The following is a 17,254-nucleotide window of genomic DNA, read 5'->3' as shown; positions in this document are numbered from 1 at the left end:
GCTTGCCTCCCTCCACACTAACCTTACCTCACAAAGATCAGGAAAAATAAAAACATTACCGTTATCTCTTCCGTCAAAAAGAAGTTTATGGTATGCTGTAACTACAAAAGGTTGAGTAAAGATTAAGGTAAGGCAGTTCATGAATCTATAAGACGCGATAATGCTACACACTTGCCCCCGTTTTCAGCAGGAAAATCATCGTAAATAAGACAGCAGATGTCAGTAATCATGCCTTATACTAGCCACGGCATTAGAACACGTATTCGATTATACCTCAGTAAATAGCTATTTTATTGTGATTGCAAGGAACTCAAGCAGATTTTGCAATACATTGTAGGCAGACATTTGCCCTGCTGTGTCTTCGTAGTGCATTCCGAAACTCCAGGTGGAGGTATCTCTTGTTAGCTAAACGTGAGTTTACAGTTGTCGATGAATATCGCTACAACTGGTCCAGTCCGGTGCGCTGGATTGCATCCCATCTTTTGCGCTATAAAAAATATCTTTTTGTTTTATGCTTCTGTGTATTGCAACCAATGCACTGTATTCTTCGATCTCTTTTCTAGCTGGTAGCGCTTTTAATGCCGTCCAGCATAAAGCGACGGCCCTTGAGCAATTGCTGATGATCGCGCTTTCTCTGATAGGAATTATCCTTGTTCAGGGTACCTGCGATCTCTCAGCCCGCGTGTGCGCTGAAATATTGAGCAAGCGCTTTGCCCGCAACGCGCGCGAAGAGCTCTATACCAGTCTATTGGGAAAAAGCCAGACTTTCCATAATCGCCAGCAGGTTGGTGATGTGATGGCTCGTGCCTCTAATGACATGACCCAGCTGAGCGATATGGTCTCACCGGCATTCGATATTATTTTTGATTCTTTTAGCAGTCTGGTCATCAACATAGCCTTTATCGGCCTGCTCAATCCCCAGCTACTGCTGGTGCCAGTGCTATACATAGTTGTTTTCTACTTTGCGCTACGCCGCTATTCGCGCCAGTTGAGTCCTGTGTCGAACCAGATGCGCGAAGAGTTTGGGCAGACCAACGCGGTCCTCAATGAAGCCGTAGCCGGCATCGAGGTCGTCAAGGCGACCGCGCAAGAGAATCAAGAGATCCGCAAGTTTATCACGCGAGCCAGCCGCTATCGGGACTTCTATGTCCAGAATGGTAAGATCCAGGGGCGCTATCTGCCCACGCTGTTACTGGGTGTGGCACTGGCACTGGCCTTCTTACACGGTCTCTACCTGCTCTCGCACCAGCAGATCTCGCTGGGAGCACTCATCACCTTCATGGGATTAATGACCAACCTGCGTTTTGTCACCTTCATGTCCACCTGGACCTTCAGCCTGGTCCAGCTCGGTATCGCGGGTGCCAGGCGTATTCTGACACTGATGAAGGAAGAGACAGAGCTGGATGAAAATGCTGGTGGCTATCATGAGCAGATGCGCGGGGACATTGTCTTTGACCATGTGACATTCAGCTATGGCAACACCCCGATTCTGAAAGATGTCTCGTTCCGCGCCAGACCAGGTCAGACGATTGCGATTGTGGGTCAGACCGGTGCCGGTAAAAGCACACTGACCAAACTGGTCAATCGCATCTATGATGTGGATTCTGGCACCGTCAGCATCGATGGTACAGATGTACGTCAGTGGGATATGGATAGTCTGCGCTCCCAAATCTCGACCATTGAGCAGGATATCTTCCTCTTCTCGCGCACGATTGCCGAGAATATCGGCTACGGTCTGGGATCAAAGGCGGATCGCGCCACGATTGAGACGGCGGCCCACGATGCCCAGGCACACGAGTTTATCCAGAGCTTTGCGCAGGGCTATGAGACCGAGATCGGTGAACGTGGTGTCACGCTCTCAGGCGGTCAGCGCCAGCGCCTGGCGATTGCACGCGCCCTGCTCACAGATCCACGCATCCTGATCCTGGATGACTCGACCAGCGCCATTGATAGCGCCACCGAGGACGAGATCCAGAAAGCTATTCGCCGCATCTTACAGGGGCGCACCACGCTGTTAATCACCCACCGCCTCTCACAGATCCGCTGGGCCGACAGTATCCTGGTGTTGCGCAAAGGCGAACTGATTGATCAGGGAACACACGAAGAATTACTGGCACGCTGCGAGACCTATCGCCGCATCTTCTCGCACTATGACGCGGCCGTTCCAACCACCGTCAGTAGTGGGGATTAAGGGAAGAGAGGAGCTTTCAATATGGGCTTTATCATGGCTGGTCTCGATGCCGAGTCATATGATCGTAATTATACCGATAGACAGCTTATCAAGCGCATCATGCACTACTTTAAGCCGCATCTGCGCCTGATGATCTCCATCGTTGTGCTGGTGGTGCTGAATGCATGTCTGGATACTGCGTATCCGCTGTTGATCTCTAACAGTATCGACACATTAGTCAGTTCGCAGGCCATGCAGGCCGCGATAGTACTGGTAATCTTTATCCTGTGTTCTTCAGCGCTCTCATGGACCTGTAATCTGTTCCGGCAGCGCTTCACAGCGCGTTCCGTTGGTGACGTAGTCTTACAGCTACGCACCGACGTCTTTAGCGCCGTCATGTCCCGCGACATGTCGTTCTTCGATGAATTCTCGTCCGGCAAGATCGTCAGCCGCGTCACCTCGGATACCGAGAACTTCGCGACCGTGGTTACGCTAACGGTGAACCTGCTCAGCCAGGTACTCCTCTATATCCTGGTCGTCATTGTACTCTTCTTCCGCAATGCCCAGCTGGCGCTGCTGACCCTGAGTATTATGCCCTTGATTATCGGCGTTGCCCTGGGCTTCCGCCGGGTGGCCAGAAAGTTTACGCGCAGTTCACAGCGCTCTCTGGCCCGCGTCAATGCTAACGTACAGGAAATTGTCAGTGGTATCACCATCGCCAAAAACTTCCGGCAAGAACAAAACATGTACGATGAGTTCAAGGAGATCAACAAACAGTCGTATCATGTGAATGTACGCTCAGGCTTTTTGTATAATGGCATCTTTCCCGTGCTGGTCTTTATCGCCAACATCGGCACGATCTTGATCATCTATTTTGGTGGTCGTAGTGTCGTAGCTGGCAATATCTCAGCCGGCGACTGGTTCCTGTTCATCCAGAGCCTGGGACTGCTCTGGCAGCCACTGACCAGCATCGCCTCATTCTGGAGCCAGTTCCAGCTAGGATTGGCTGCCAGCGAGCGCGTCTTTGCCCTGCTGGATGCCGAGCCACGCGTCCATCAGATCGCCGAGAAGCCAGTCCATGACATCCAGGGTAAGATCACCTTCAAGAACGTCTTCTTCAGCTACGATGACCGCCAGACCGTCCTCAAAGATTTCAGCCTGACGATCAAAGCCGGGGAGACCATCGCCTTTGTCGGCCATACCGGAGCCGGAAAATCCAGTATCGGTAAGTTGATCTCGCGCTTCTATGAATTTCAAGGTGGGCAGATCCTGATCGATGACCAGGATATTCGCAGCTTTGATCTGCAGGATTATCATAAACGACTCGGGATTGTCCCGCAGTCACCGTTCCTGTTCTCCGGCACCGTCACCGACAACATTCGCTACGCCCGACCCGACGCCACCGACGCCGAAGTCACCGCCGTCGCGCAGAAGATCGGTGGCGGCGACTGGATCGAAGTACTGCCCGAAGGATTGGACACCGTCGTCGGCGAAACCGGCCGCGCCCTCTCCATGGGACAGCGCCAACTCGTCGCCCTGGCCCGTGTCCTGTTACAGGATCCAGCCATCATTATCATGGACGAAGCCACCGCCAGCGTAGATCCGCTCACCGAGGCCCAGATCCAGGAAGGATTGGATGTGATTCTGGAACATCGTACCGCCATCGTGATCGCCCATCGCCTTTCGACCATCAAGCACGCCGACCGCATCATCGTGCTCGACGGTGGACGCATCGCCGAAGAAGGCAGTCACGACGAACTCATGCAGCGCGGAGGTCACTATTCCGACCTCTACAACACCTACTTCCGGCACCAATCCCCGGACTACAAACCCGGCGAAGGCTTCATACCAACCCATCGGTAATCCACACAAAAAGAGACATCGAGCGGTAGGTTCGGGGCATGTCCCCGATTTCTCACCGCTCGATGTCTCTTAACAAAACATGATACCTATATATTTAGAAGAATCCTCATCGACCGAATCTACACACAGTGATCGCATCATATTTGGGTAGGCTTGATCGAAAGGAACAACAATCGGGGACATGCCCCGAACCTACCCTTCGATTGTAGATGTGCATCTCAAACACCCCTCAAAATGGTAAAAATAGCGTATAGTGTACGTGATAACTCATATAATGCCTATCAATTTATTGTCTGATTGGTGTTTGCAATTTTCTACGAGCATGAGGACATTTATGGGACCATCACCAACAACACAGAAAGAGCGCTTTGCGCGTGGTAGCCTGGCTGGCCTGCTGGCCGGTATCCTGGCGACCCTGATTATGCTGCTCCTGAGTTTGACTATCGGCGGCGTTTCGTTGCCCGAGGCATTAGGATCAGCCATCGCACAATTCTTACCGTTACCGCTATTTGATTATCTGCACCAGACGCTTGGTGGCGATGCCAAGCATTATCTTTTTTATATTATCCTGGTTGGACAGTGCCTGGTATTTGCGCTCTTTGGCGGACTCTGCAATCTATTGATTGATCGGCTAAAATTCGGCCAGTGGCGCGATGAGCAGGGAGATCTACAGTATAGCGTTGGACTCATGCTGGCATTTGTCCTCTGGCTCTTTACCGGTCTTATCTTCTTACCCTTAACAGGTTCCGGCATCTTTGGTGCACAACTGTCCACCGGCGTCATGAGTACCATGTTGAGCCTGGCTATCACGGGCATCGCCTATGGCTTGCTGTTCATCTTTATGCACAACTGGCTCACCTGGCGCGCCCTGAAAGCATCGGCAAATGCGGATCTGGAGACAGATGCGACCTTCCTGGATAAACAGCAGCAGCGCCGGGCCTTTCTGCGTAACGGTATAGTGGTGGTAGGATTAAGTGCTCTCGGCGTGGCGGCCTGGCGCTTCATTGTAGGTGCCGCCAGTGGCGGTAGTGGTGCCACCACCAGGGATCCACAGTTACAGAGCAGCCTGGTCGACAAATATCAAGCAAAGATCTCACCACCGCCAGTGCCCAACTATGGCGAGGTACAATCCGTCGCCGACCTCTCATCTGAGATCACCAGCAACGACAAATTTTATGGCGTCTCCAAAAATCTAGCTTCAGATCCCACGGTTGATGGCGGAAGTTGGAGTCTGAGCGTCGATGGACTGGTCGCACAACCCTTTTCGCTCACCTATAAAGAACTGACCGCGCTCCCCACCCACGAGCAATATGAAACGTTGATGTGTATCAGCAATGAAGTGGGTGGTGAATATATGAGTAATGCGCGCTGGGAAGGCATCGCGCTCAAGGATCTCTTACAGAAGGCTGGTGACATCAAGCCAGGAGCCACCAAGGTTGTCCTCCATGCCGCCGACAACTACAGCGATAGCATCCATCTCTCCAAAGCGCTGGAGCCCACGACGATGGTTGCGATCAAGATGAATGGTCAGACCCTGCCGAGCGCCCATGGCTATCCAGCGCGCCTGCTCGTACCGGGTATCTATGGTATGAAGCATGTTAAATGGATTACCCACATTGAGATCGTCAACACCGACTATAAGGGCTACTGGCAGCAAAACGGCTGGAGCGATCCCGCCCCCGTCAAGATGACCTCGCGCATCGACACACCGCGAGATGGCACCAAAGTCACCGCCAACAAGCCCACCTACATCGCCGGCGTAGCCTTCTCCGGTAACAAAGGGATCAGTCAGGTAGAGGTCAGCCTGGATGGTGGTAAGCAATGGCAAAAAGCCGTCCTCAAGCGCCCGCTCTCGGCCCTCACCTGGGTACTCTGGGAAGTCCCCTGGCAGCCACAGGCCGGCAACCATAGCATCATCGTACGCGCCATCGATCTCCAGGGCAACGTCCAGACCCCACAAATCGCTTCACCATTGCCCGATGGCTCATCCGGTTACCATACCGTCAGTGTCAACGCGAGCTAACACACGAACCAGGACAATCGACCGCAAGGATCGAACCTACCGGGCGGTCACATCGAAGGTGGTGCTGGCCGCCGGGGTTCCGGTTTCGCTGATCTGGACCCGAAGTTGCCAGGGGCCACTCATGGAGAAATGCGCCTGGGCATGATAGTTGCCAGGGGATTGAGGCTGCGCCACCAGTTCTTCCGTTCCCATATCCATCGTCTGCATTGCACTGGACAATGTGACCCGGGCATTGCTGACCAGTTGGCCACTGGCTTTTTTCACGACCTGCAAAGATAGATTGGCTGGATTAGTCACAGAGGGCGGATTCGGGCTCACCTGCAGCGTCACCTGATAAGGTCCGGCCTGCTCCACCTGGACCGCCGCCGTTGGCGGATGCGGAATCAGCGACTCCAGTGAAGTTCCCAGGAAAGTTATCAGGATCAGGAAGCCAATTCCCAGCACCACGATTAAAAGTTTTCGTCTCTTCATGCGATTTTCTATCTTTATCTGGTAACAATAAAAAAAGGTGGATCATGCATTACACACCCTTGCCCATATGAATAAAGTATATAGTAGAGCAAGGGCGAAACATAACCCACCTTGAGTTGCGTTTAACAACGCAGACCCGGTAAATTTTTTTTATTTCGCTTTTATTATATCGGACAAACTAAGCATTTGCCAATCCCAAAAGGACCAAATAGCTAGTTTTGACCCTGATCAACGCCAAAAAAGTCACTTTACCCGTTGGCGCAGTCCGGTTCGCTGAAGTATAATAACAATAACACCGTCAACTCCCAGAAAGGTACAAAGAGGTGCTAGAGAAAAAGACAGTGAAGGTCAGGGTTCAAAGGCATAGCAGTTCGATAAAAATGTACTGTTTATTTTGTTATGCGCAAGGTCGTCAGGCCTGATGCAACAAGAAACAGGGCTGATCAGCTTTTTCGCCAGTCCAAGCAACGGCACCTCTTATGGATGTCCAAATGGGCGAGAGCAAGAGCATAGAGGCCAGAAGACAATACAGAAGCCGTATTTCCCATACAGTTTCATCGAGAGCGGATGCCTGAGCACCAATCTCATTCTTATTGCCTCAAAGCCCCTCCTCCCGCCTCCAGAATCGAGGAAGAAATGTACAAAGGTCAATCTGGCATGTGGTCCTGGCTGTTTCACCGCATATCAGGACTAGGTATTCTGCTATTTCTATTTATTCACATCGTCGATGTCTCAATGCTGAGCTTCGGTCCCGGAGTGTATAACCAGAGCGTTGTCTTATTCGACTATGTGGTTGTACGCTTGCTATCGCTGGCACTGGTGATTGCTGTACTCTACCATACATTTAATGGTATCAGGATTATGGCGATCGACTTCTGGCGTAAGGGATCACGCTATCAACGGGCCATGTTTGGTATCGTGCTGGCAGCTACGATTATCGTCTTCATTCCCATGGCCTACTATATTATGGGGCCAGCCTTCCAATGGTTAACCCAGGCGCCACATGCAGCAACAACAGGGCACTAAACAACCCCTACCCATTTGAGAGCAAACGCTCTGGGTACGTTGAAGCATACTCAATGCAAGGAGAAAGAATCTTTATGCTGCGTATTTCTAGCGGACGTGGACCTCGACCAATGAGTGGCGGGTTCGAAACATTTTCCTGGTATTATTTTCGCATCTCCGGGGCCGCGCTGGTCTTCCTGGTCATTGCGCATCTGATCATCATGCACGTTTCCAATGACGTCTCCTGTACAACCTACGCCTTTGTCGCCAGCCGTTATAGCAATATCTTCTGGCGCGTCTTTGACTGGCTCTTGTTGACCCTGGCACTGACCCATGGCATGAATGGCCTACGCATCACCATCGACGATTATGTGCGTTCCGCCAGTGCCCGTATGTGGTTAATGTCGATCTCGGCACTCCTGTTAGTCATTTTCTTTATGCTCGGAACGCTCACATTAGTGACCTTCCAACCGGTCGTCAGTGCGATTGGACCACAATGTCTGCCCAAGTAAGAATGAGGATGTATTATGTATCATAAGTTTGATGTGGTGATTGTTGGCTCTGGCGGCGCAGGCCTGATGGCTGCGATGCAACTCCCAAATGCCAGCGTGGCAGTTCTAACCAAAGTCTACCCGACCCGTTCACATACAGGTGCCGCTCAAGGAGGCGTTGCCGCCGCCCTTGGTAACCGCGAAGAAGATCACTGGAAGTGGCATATGTATGACACCGTCAAAGGCGGTGACTATCTGGTCGATCAGCCCGCAGCCGAGATCCTGACCCGCGATGCCATTGACGCGGTCTATGAGCTAGAACACCGGGGACTACCTTTTAACCGTACAGAAGATGGACTGATTGACCAGCGCTTCTTTGGCGGACATACCCGCAACTATGGTGAGGGTCCGGTACGCCGCTCCTGCTACGCCGCCGACCGCACAGGACATATGATCCTGCAAACCATGTACCAGAGCTCAATCAAAAATGAAGTGCGCTACTTCAATGAATTCCTGGTGCTGGACCTGCTGATCAACGAGGGACAGGCCTGTGGTGTGGTCGCCCTGGAGATCAAGACCGGCGAGATCCATACCTTCCATGGAAAAGCCATCCTGTTTGCGACCGGCGGCTATGGCCGTGCCTGGCGTGTAACCAGTAACGCATTTGCCTGTATGGGTGATGGTATGTCGATTGCTTACCGTCGTGGTATTCCTTTGCAGGACATGGAGATGTACCAGTTCCATCCAACCGGCATCTATAAAGTTGGCGTCTTGCTCAGTGAGGCCGCCCGTGGTGAGGGTGGAAAGCTTCTCAATGGCAAGGGCGAGTACTTCATGGAACGCTATATGCCCACTCTGAAGGATCTGGCACCACGCGATATCGTTTCGCGCTGTATCGTCCAGGAGATTAAAGACGGCAACGGTATAGATGGTAAGGATTATGTCTATCTGGACGTTCGCCATCTGGGTGCCGAAAAGATCGCCGAGAAACTGCCGGATATCACTGATTTTGCGCGTAACTATCTGGGTGTCGAGCCAATCACCGAGCCAGTGCCCATTCAGCCGACCGCACACTACGCGATGGGTGGTATTCCTACCGATATTGATGCACGCGTCGTGCTCGACTCACAATGGACTCCAATGCCCGGCTTCTATGCCGCTGGTGAAGTCGCCTGTGTCTCGGTCCATGGTGCCAATCGCCTCGGAACCAACTCACTGGTAGACCTGATCGTGTTTGGACGCCGGGCCGGTAAACACATGGCCAAATTTATTGAAGAGACCAGCCATGTGCCCTTGCCAGCCAATCATGAAGAATTCTCACGCGAATATGTGGATCGCCTCTATAGCTCCACCGGCGGCGAATCAGCGGCCCATATCCGCTCAGAGCTACAGAACGAGATGATCGATAACGTCTTTGTAGAGCGTACGGATGAAGGGCTTCGGCATGCGCTGGACAAGATTGCAGATCTGCAGGAAGCCTACAAAAAAGTACAGCTACAGGATAAAGGGAAGCGCTTCAATACTGAAATGATGGAAGCCATTGAGCTAGGCTTCTTGCTGGATTGTTCAGAAGCCACCATCCATGGTGCCCTGGCCCGTACCGAGAGCCGTGGTGCGCACTTCCGTCTCGATTATCAGAAACGCGATGACGTCAACTGGCTCAAACACACACTCGCCTATCGCGGCACCAAAGCACACGATGTACGACTGGACTACAAAGATGTGATCCTCATCGACGATCCAATCTTCAAGCCCAAGGAACGCAAATATTAGAGGAGTTGGGAATGAACATACTGATACGTATTAAGCGTTTTGATCCAGAGCGGGATAGCAAGCCCTACTGGGATGAATTCAGGGTTGAAGCTGATCCCATTGATCGCTTGCTGGATACGCTCAACACGATCAAATGGACCATGGACGGGACTCTGACATTTCGTCGTTCCTGTGCCCACGGTGTCTGTGGCTCGGATGCCATGCGCATCAATGGTCGCAACCGCCTGGCCTGTAAAGTCCTGATGCGTGATGTCGGCAACAAAGTCACCATCGAGCCAATGCTGGGTTACGCGGTCATCAAAGATCTGGTTGTAGATATGGATCGCTTCTTTGAGAAGTATCGCTCCGTCAAACCATTCTTGATCACCTACGACAATGAGCCAGGCACCGAGCGCCTGCAATCACAGGCACAGCGCGAAGTCTATGACGAAGGCACCAAGTGTATCCTGTGCGGAGCCTGCACCGGTTCCTGTCCATCCATCTGGGGCAATCCGGATTGGGTTGGACCGGCTTCAATCGTCAACGCGCACCGCTTCATCTTTGATAGCCGCGACCAGGGAGCAGCCGAGCGCTTGCAACTCTTGAGCCGCAAAGATGGCGTCTGGCGCTGCCGCACCATCTTCAACTGCGCCGACGCCTGTCCCCGTGGCATCCCGGTCACCGACCTGATCGAACAGGTTAAACGCGCCATCGTCTATGGGGGTCCGGAAGAGGCATAACGTATACAGATAGTGTGTACACCTATAGAACATAAGAATGAGGTCGGCCCAACAGAACCGACCTCATTCTGTTTATTAAGGGAAATGAAAGATTATGGCAGGAACAGCAGAGACCTGGCAGCATAAAGATATGATGACCAATGCTATTCGCATGCACTATGTCAGCGAAGGCACAGGACCACTCATCGTCTTGCTGCACGGCTTTCCAGAGTACTGGTATTCATGGCGGTTCCAGATTCCATTTTTAGCCAACCTTGGCTATACCGTCGTGGCACCAGACTTACGCGGGTATAACGATAGCGATAAACCCCATCGCGGCTACGATATTCCTACACTGTTACGCGATATCGTTGGGCTGATCAAAGGCCTGGGCTATGAAAAAGCCATTATCGTCGGACATGACTGGGGCGGTGTACTGGCCTGGAACTTCGCCATCGACTATCCCGAGATGACCGAGCGGTTGATCGTACTTAACGCCCCGCATCCAGGAGCCTTCCAACGCGAGTTACGTACCATCAAACAACTGCGCAAAAGCTGGTACGTCTTCGCCTTCCAGATCCCCTGGTTGCCTGAATTCATCCTCGGCCGCCACAACGCCGCCGCCATTGGCCGCCTGATAGAGCAGAGCGCCGCACGTAAAGAAGCCTTTCCGCCCGAAGTGCTCGCCCACTACCAGGAAGCCATGAGCAAGCCACACGCACTCACAGCTAGCATCAACTACTACCGCACCATATTCAATAGACCGGCCAGTTTCCTGAAAGATCAGACCAATAAAGTGATCACCTGTCCCACCCTGCTCATCTGGGGAGAACAAGACATCGCCCTGGACAGTGCCCTCACCGAAGGACTGGACCAATGGATCACCAACCTGCAAATCAAACGCATCCCCGATAGCGGCCACTGGGTCCAACAAGAAAAACCCGAACTCGTCAACCAATTCCTATCCACCTTCCTGACCCCCCAATAGGTTCAACCCTCACGGCTGCCACCAATCGTAGCGGCAGAGCTTGTCGCTACGATTGGCTATCTTAAGACAATAAGACCTTAAGACATCTGCATAAATGTCTTAAGCTGACCTATACATATTCAATTTTGTTTCATCTCATATCAGATATTTCAATCGAAAATAAATTTATCCTTTTTTATTGCAATTGTAGAGTTGCTCCCTGTAGAATATATATATAGATACATTTAACTAATATATATCTTCCCACGGCTCCTGTCAGAATTTCTATGTTATGGGAACTTGCATATACATAAGCCATTAATGATCCATATAGAAGAATGGGCAGGCGCAAACTTTGATGTTCTTTTAAGATCCAAATGTATAGTAAAGGCTTAACAGAGAGGCCTGTTATCTCTGCAAAAAAAATGAATACAATATCATCATCGCAGCCAGAGGACACATCCTCGTCCGTAGATAATCAGCCCACCCAAACACAGGGCCAGCCAGAGCAGACGCCACCCTTGCAGGAAGCGTTTACACCTCAATCCTTCACAAGTGATGACGCTGATGCCCCAACGCAGAAAGTTCCTGCTATTCCCACATCCCAAAATGACGATACCACGCCCCTTGCTCAAAATCTAGCCAGTGAACAGGCAATGGAGCATGATACAGCTGCAGTCTATCCACCAGCGGCGACTCCGCCAAGCTCCCAACCACCCAGACGCATAGTCCGTCCCCTGCCTCTCTGGGCTTTCATCCTCGGTATTATCGTGATCCTGGCTGCACTGGGCGTCGTCACCTTCGCGACTGGTAGCGATTGGAGCGAAGGTGCGCTGTATGCGGGCATCGTAGCCACCAGTATCGCGGGCGTACTGACCCTGCTACTGATCATTCGCTCACTGGCTGGTATGGCTGCGCGTAGCAATCCACACCGCCGCAGGCAATATGTCAGCGCCATCCTGATCATCCTGATTCTATTCACCAGTGGTGGTACTGGCCTCTTCGCCAATGATGCTATGCATGGCTTACAGGCCCACTATTTAGAGGGACAAAAGCAGTGGGAAGGTGCCATCAAGGAATATAAGCTCGCTGGCGAAGCAGGTCCAAACAGTAGCGACATTGCACGCACCTATGTCGAATGGGGAGAAGACTTAAGCCAGCAAAAAAGCTATGAAAAAGCAGTAACGACATTTGATACGGTGATCACTGAATTCAGTGGTGCACCCAATGAAATTAATCGTGCCCAACAAGATGAAACCAGTACATATATTACATGGGGAAAACAGGCTTCTCAGCAACACAAGTATGCTAATGCCGCCCTCTATTTCAAGACGGCGCTTGATTTAAATTACTGTTCAGCTGAATGTACAGCACAGGCAACACCACTGGCTGCCACCGCTTATTACAATAGCGCGAAGGCTTTGCTGACTAATAAGCAATATAGGGAATCGGTGACAGCTTTCGAAGTCATTGAGGCGCGTTTCCAACAATCGCCTGAAGCTCAGCAAATGCATGCAGATATGAGTAAGGCGCTGCTTGGAAAAGGCAAACAGGACAGGGATATTGTCTGCGAAAACGCTATTCCGACCTATCAGGAACTGGCCAAGAAGTTCGCAGATACACCTGAAGGCCAGGAGGCAAAGGATGCTTTAAGTGGGCCCCAGTCAGTGATAGGTTACTTTACAAAAGGTGTTCCTAAAACCAGCGATGGGTATAAGAGTGCACAGGCATTCTTAGTACAAAACGTTACCCGGGACACTCCGGGCAATGAGGTTTTACTACAATTGCTGATTGCTCCCTGGGGGAGTGTCTCTGAAGATGGACACTTTACCGTTAAAGCTGTCAAGCAAGGCACCTATAACCTTATCTGGGGTCTTGTACGTCCCGATGGTACGCCATACTTTATGACCGGTTTCTCCCGGCAGTCACCCAACCAATTGTATTACGTCGCCAATGTTGGGCCACTCTGCCCCTTTGATTTTGGTAATATCGATCAGGCTTTTTATACTAACTACACTAACTAAGGCGCTGATATAAGCTCTTAAAAAAAGGATCCCATCTGAATCGTTATCAGATGGGATCCTTTCGGTTTATTGATATCACTGAAAGCGTAGCACATTTAGTCGTCGCAACTTTGGTTTTACCACGGCCTTCGGTATCTGCCCTTGCAACTGCAACACCATCCGCGTAATTGCCTCTTGAGGCTCAACTTCTGGATAACCAGTATCATGAAGCGCTTCGCTTTCATGCCTTTGTAGAGCTTCCAATGGCTCATCGGCTTCCATAACCTGATCCATCCATTGCATGCCACAGATACCGCAGATCCCGTGACTTGCCTCATAGAGCTTGGGCAGGGGTAGAGGAGACAATCGCTCCCCGGCACTATTAATTAAGCGCAAGCACCAGGCACATTGACGCACCATACATCCACATCCTTTCTCAGCAAGCGTCCTATCGCACAACGGAGTCATAATCTGGCAAAATAAAATTTGTATTGAGGCAACTCCCTGGATCAACCAGGTTTTCATACAAAAAGCTAAACATTTTTATCTATAACTACAGTTTACACAGGAAAGACATAATGAACATATCATTGATAGCATAGAGAGGGATTATGGTCAGTACACCGTAGTCTACTTGCTGCAATTCTCTACCTCCACCACCACTACCTTTCATTATACATTGAACTATCTAACCTTCTTCAATGCAATCTATACCGCTCAAAAAATTGAATACAGTAATTCCTCTATCTATTATAATCAATTTTAAGCCGGATAATGGAGAGTTTGGGGAGCAATATACAACCCATCCCAAAAACCACCCGCAAAGAAAAGCCAGAGATACTTTATTCACGTTTCATCTTAGAGAAACGACGCCATCAAAATATTTTGGGTAGTCCCTACTAACAAAACGAAAAAAGTAACACATAGTCACATTTTTTACCATCTACCACCACAAAGCTCCGCTATTTCTTAATACAGGAGTCTTTTCTCATCAAAAATCTACGTAATACTAAATTCATACATACATTTTACCTGATATATTATGATAAATCTGCAAAAATACAGGAAATTTCGGGGCAAATACAAGAGAGCAAAAAAATTTTAATGGGAAAAATGATATACTTTTAGTAAGTACAATGTGTGTCAGGCAAGAAAAGTTTTGAACAAGTTCCATTGTTCATCTGGATAAAGGAGTCTCTTATGTCCCTCTCTCGCTGGAGGTTTAGTACGCTCTCGGTAAGTATATTGCTACTATGCCTGCTCTTGATAGCAGGTTGCGGCAGTAGTGAGAGCAAAAATACGCATGCAGGCGTCACGCCAACTCCCCCACCTCAACCCACCCCTACCGTGGTCAGTGGACCGGGACAAAAGACCCTGGACGCGATGTCACAAAAGCTCAATACGGCGAAAACGATCCATGGCCTTTTCCAGCTGGTAAGTTCCAGCCAGGCCTTCAATGGTACCGTGAAGACCGAGCTATGGAAAACAGCCCCCGCTAAAAGTCGGAGCGAGGTCAAACAATCAACGATTCAACAGTTAAGTGCAGGTTCTGTGGCGGTGAACGATGGTCAACAGATCTGGCAATATGATCCAGCTAAAAAGATCGTCTATACCGGCAAAATTTCTCATGCTGCGAATACACCCGACCAGCAGACGAAAGGTATCGCAGGATCTGGAGGCGGCCAGAGCCAGAGTCTGCTCAATGTTATCCAGAGCATCTTTGATAACAGTACAGGCACCCTCCGCTCCGCGTCCGTCCCGGTAGATGGCCATACAACCTTGGATATTCATGTGGTGCCACGCGCCAGCGACGAGAGCGGGACCGGCTCAAACTTCAACTATACTGGCGAAGTCTATGTCGACAACAAAACGCAGCTACCAGTAAAAGTAGATCTGGATATTAATAGCCTGGGAAAAATTGCGGTTACCATTCCACAGCTGGATATTAATCCCAGTATTGACGAGAAACTGTATACCTTTACAGCGCCCGCCGGTACAAAGACCAGACCATTAGAAGAAGCAAGTGGCAATCAGAATACCGGTACGCTGACACTGACACAGGCTCAGAAACAGGCTGGCTATCACTTACTGAGTATTCCTGGCGACCAGAGTGACTACACCTTACAGGGCGTGACAGCCCTTGGTACACCAGGCCTGCAAACCTATACGCTAAACTATATGAAGGGCAATGCCGCCTTCACGATTGCGGAAGGGAAACCACTGGCCAACCTGCCCGCTCGTGGTACACAAACATCGCTACGCGGTACAAACGGTACCACCAATACCATCAATGGTATGACCGTCCTTTCCTGGACCGAAAAGAGTGTTGGCTATCGTGTCACCGGCAAAATCCCAGCCGATCAAGCCATGCAGATCGCGCAACTCCTCAATTAAACCGTACCGGCGGCGCTGGTCGCTGCGACAAGCGCCAATACGTTTCGGTGAAGCGCATTTGTGACCATAAAAAACATGGTGGAGAAAAGCAGCGAATCATCCGTGGAGAGGGCGCCACACGCGGAGGCCGGCATGCGGCGTTCTCGTGGAGCGAGGGGCTCAAAGAGCATCGCATGCCTGTGGCGCCTACACCGCGACGGATCCTGTTTCGTGATCCTCTTCGAGAAGGTACGGGTAGGATCCACACGATCTCCCACCACGTTGCTGCGCGAGCAGGCCACGGCACACACGATTCCTGTAGGCGCCACAGCACTGCGCGTCGTTCGAGCACGCTGGCCTGCGCAAACGCAGCAGTGCGGCCTCCGCGTGTGGCGCCCTCTCCACGTACACCTTGCTTGCTGGTCACGTCGAACCATCTCTCAACGTAGCGCTAAACGAAAAGTATTGGCGACAAGCGCTGCCGGTACGCATATGAGAATGTTATTGGGCCAGCGTATCTTTGACCACGGCGGCCAGGGCTTTGATAAAGAGCGGGCTGGTATTGAGGGATTCGATGCGGGCGAACTGGATCCCATGCTCCTCGGCCTGTTCACGGGCACCGACTTCGATATCGTACAGAATCTCCAGGTGATCCGCCAGGAACTGGACTGGCGCAATCAGGACCTGCTGCTTACCAGCGGCTTTCAATTCTGGCATGACATCGGCGAAGTCTGGTTTGAGCCATTCCTCAGGAGTATGGCCCGCGCTCTGGTAACAGAACATCCACTGGTCAGAGGCCAATCCGGCCCGCTTAGCGATCTCGCCAGCGGTTTCCTTGAGATGATTGATATAATCTGGCTCATTCTCAATGACCCGTTTGGGCATACTATGGGCGGTCAGCAGAACTGGTACTCCGGCGCGCTGCTCGGCCGGAAAACGCTCAAGAGCCTGCTTGACCCGTTCAGCCACTGCCTCCAGGAAGAATGGCTGTAGATGCCAATCGGTCGAGATTTTTAACTCCAGACCATCCTGATGTAGATCCTCATAGGCCTTTGTCAGGGTCTTGATGTAGCCATTCATGATGATCGGTGAATACTGGCGACATAATAATGCCAACCAGTGACTGTGCGCCAGCAGCCGTCTCGGGAACCATATCAGCTACAAAAGGAGGTGAGAAGCGCATACCAGCGGTTACATGATAGGTTGTGCCATCAGCGCTGTTCGCATTCAATTCATTCTCTAATGCCTGTGCCTGCTCACGTGTAATCCGAATCAGCGGTGAGCCACCAATCAAAGCATAGCGGCGGCGAAACTCGGTCAATACGTCCTCTGAAGGCTCACGCCCACCATATACATTCTTAATATAGGCAGGAATATCATCCAATGTAGCAGGGGACCCATACGTCATCAGCATGAC

The 17,254-nt window shown here is 51.1% G+C and carries 13 protein-coding genes and 1 pseudogene; 10 read left to right on the top strand and 4 right to left on the bottom strand.

Translation table 11 applies throughout. The annotated features are described in order from the left end of the window. Window positions 1-511 precede the first annotated feature (511 nt). From KDW_RS10915 to KDW_RS10905, 3 genes are all read left to right on the top strand, one after another. Window positions 512-2,191, top strand: coding sequence for an ABC transporter ATP-binding protein (locus KDW_RS10915; RefSeq protein WP_198925246.1), 1,680 nt, complete (start codon window positions 512-514; stop codon window positions 2,189-2,191). Between the two features lie 21 nt (window positions 2,192-2,212). Then, window positions 2,213-4,033 (top strand): ABC transporter ATP-binding protein, encoded by a 1,821-nt coding sequence (locus KDW_RS10910; RefSeq protein ID WP_151755972.1) that lies wholly within the window; start codon window positions 2,213-2,215, stop codon window positions 4,031-4,033. 334 nt (window positions 4,034-4,367) lie between these two features. Next, on the top strand, window positions 4,368-6,056 hold the full coding sequence (locus tag KDW_RS10905) for a molybdopterin-dependent oxidoreductase (protein WP_162005135.1): 1,689 nt from the start codon (window positions 4,368-4,370) through the stop codon (window positions 6,054-6,056). A 36-nt stretch (window positions 6,057-6,092) separates the two neighbouring features. On the opposite strand, the gene KDW_RS10900 is transcribed toward KDW_RS10905, so the two are convergent. After that, complete coding sequence (locus tag KDW_RS10900; RefSeq protein ID WP_151755970.1) at window positions 6,093-6,527, bottom strand: FixH family protein; 435 nt, start codon at window positions 6,525-6,527, stop codon at window positions 6,093-6,095. Window positions 6,528-7,163: 636 nt separating this feature from the next. Between KDW_RS10900 and sdhC the strand changes: the two genes are divergently transcribed. The 6 genes from sdhC to KDW_RS10870 all read left to right on the top strand — a co-directional run bounded on the left by sdhC (window position 7,164) and on the right by KDW_RS10870 (window position 13,485). After that, window positions 7,164-7,553 carry a succinate dehydrogenase, cytochrome b556 subunit gene (sdhC, locus tag KDW_RS10895; protein ID WP_151755969.1) on the top strand — a complete coding sequence of 130 codons (390 nt, stop codon included), beginning with the start codon at window positions 7,164-7,166 and terminating at the stop codon, window positions 7,551-7,553. A 74-nt stretch (window positions 7,554-7,627) separates the two neighbouring features. After that, window positions 7,628-8,044 (top strand): succinate dehydrogenase hydrophobic membrane anchor subunit, encoded by a 417-nt coding sequence (locus KDW_RS10890; RefSeq protein ID WP_198925245.1) that lies wholly within the window; start codon window positions 7,628-7,630, stop codon window positions 8,042-8,044. Window positions 8,045-8,056: 12 nt separating this feature from the next. After that, on the top strand, window positions 8,057-9,796 hold the full coding sequence (gene sdhA / locus KDW_RS10885) for a succinate dehydrogenase flavoprotein subunit (RefSeq protein ID WP_151755968.1): 1,740 nt from the start codon (window positions 8,057-8,059) through the stop codon (window positions 9,794-9,796). A gap of 11 nt (window positions 9,797-9,807) precedes the next feature. Then, window positions 9,808-10,515, top strand: coding sequence for a succinate dehydrogenase iron-sulfur subunit (locus tag KDW_RS10880; RefSeq protein ID WP_151755967.1), 708 nt, complete (start codon window positions 9,808-9,810; stop codon window positions 10,513-10,515). Window positions 10,516-10,609: 94 nt separating this feature from the next. Continuing rightward, window positions 10,610-11,482: an alpha/beta fold hydrolase gene (locus tag KDW_RS10875; RefSeq protein WP_151755966.1), complete on the top strand. Its 873-nt coding sequence runs from the start codon at window positions 10,610-10,612 to the stop codon at window positions 11,480-11,482. A gap of 404 nt (window positions 11,483-11,886) precedes the next feature. Further along, complete coding sequence (locus tag KDW_RS10870; protein ID WP_151755965.1) at window positions 11,887-13,485, top strand: tetratricopeptide repeat protein; 1,599 nt, start codon at window positions 11,887-11,889, stop codon at window positions 13,483-13,485. Window positions 13,486-13,560: 75 nt separating this feature from the next. Here the strand turns inward: KDW_RS10870 and KDW_RS10865 are convergent, their stop codons facing one another. Further along, window positions 13,561-13,884 carry a hypothetical protein gene (locus KDW_RS10865; RefSeq protein ID WP_151755964.1) on the bottom strand — a complete coding sequence of 108 codons (324 nt, stop codon included), beginning with the start codon at window positions 13,882-13,884 and terminating at the stop codon, window positions 13,561-13,563. Between the two features lie 780 nt (window positions 13,885-14,664). Here KDW_RS10865 and KDW_RS10860 point away from each other — a divergent pair. After that, the gene (locus tag KDW_RS10860; protein ID WP_151755963.1) at window positions 14,665-15,858 is read left to right on the top strand and encodes a LolA family protein; all 1,194 of its coding nucleotides are present in this window, start codon (window positions 14,665-14,667) and stop codon (window positions 15,856-15,858) included. Here KDW_RS10860 and KDW_RS31660 read toward each other — a convergent pair. Continuing rightward, window positions 15,855-16,166: a hypothetical protein gene (locus KDW_RS31660; protein WP_162005134.1), complete on the bottom strand. Its 312-nt coding sequence runs from the start codon at window positions 16,164-16,166 to the stop codon at window positions 15,855-15,857. The genes KDW_RS10860 and KDW_RS31660 overlap by 4 nt on opposite strands. Window positions 16,167-16,338: 172 nt before the next feature. After that, window positions 16,339-17,245 (bottom strand): annotated as a pseudogene (hemH, locus tag KDW_RS10850) (ferrochelatase). Window positions 17,246-17,254: the final 9 nt, after the last annotated feature.

The organism is Dictyobacter vulcani, assembly GCF_008974265.1.
Classification (GTDB): domain Bacteria; phylum Chloroflexota; class Ktedonobacteria; order Ktedonobacterales; family Ktedonobacteraceae; genus Dictyobacter; species Dictyobacter vulcani.
The sequence above is the reverse complement of the archived record's forward strand: the minus strand, read 5'-3'. Positions and strand labels throughout refer to the sequence as shown.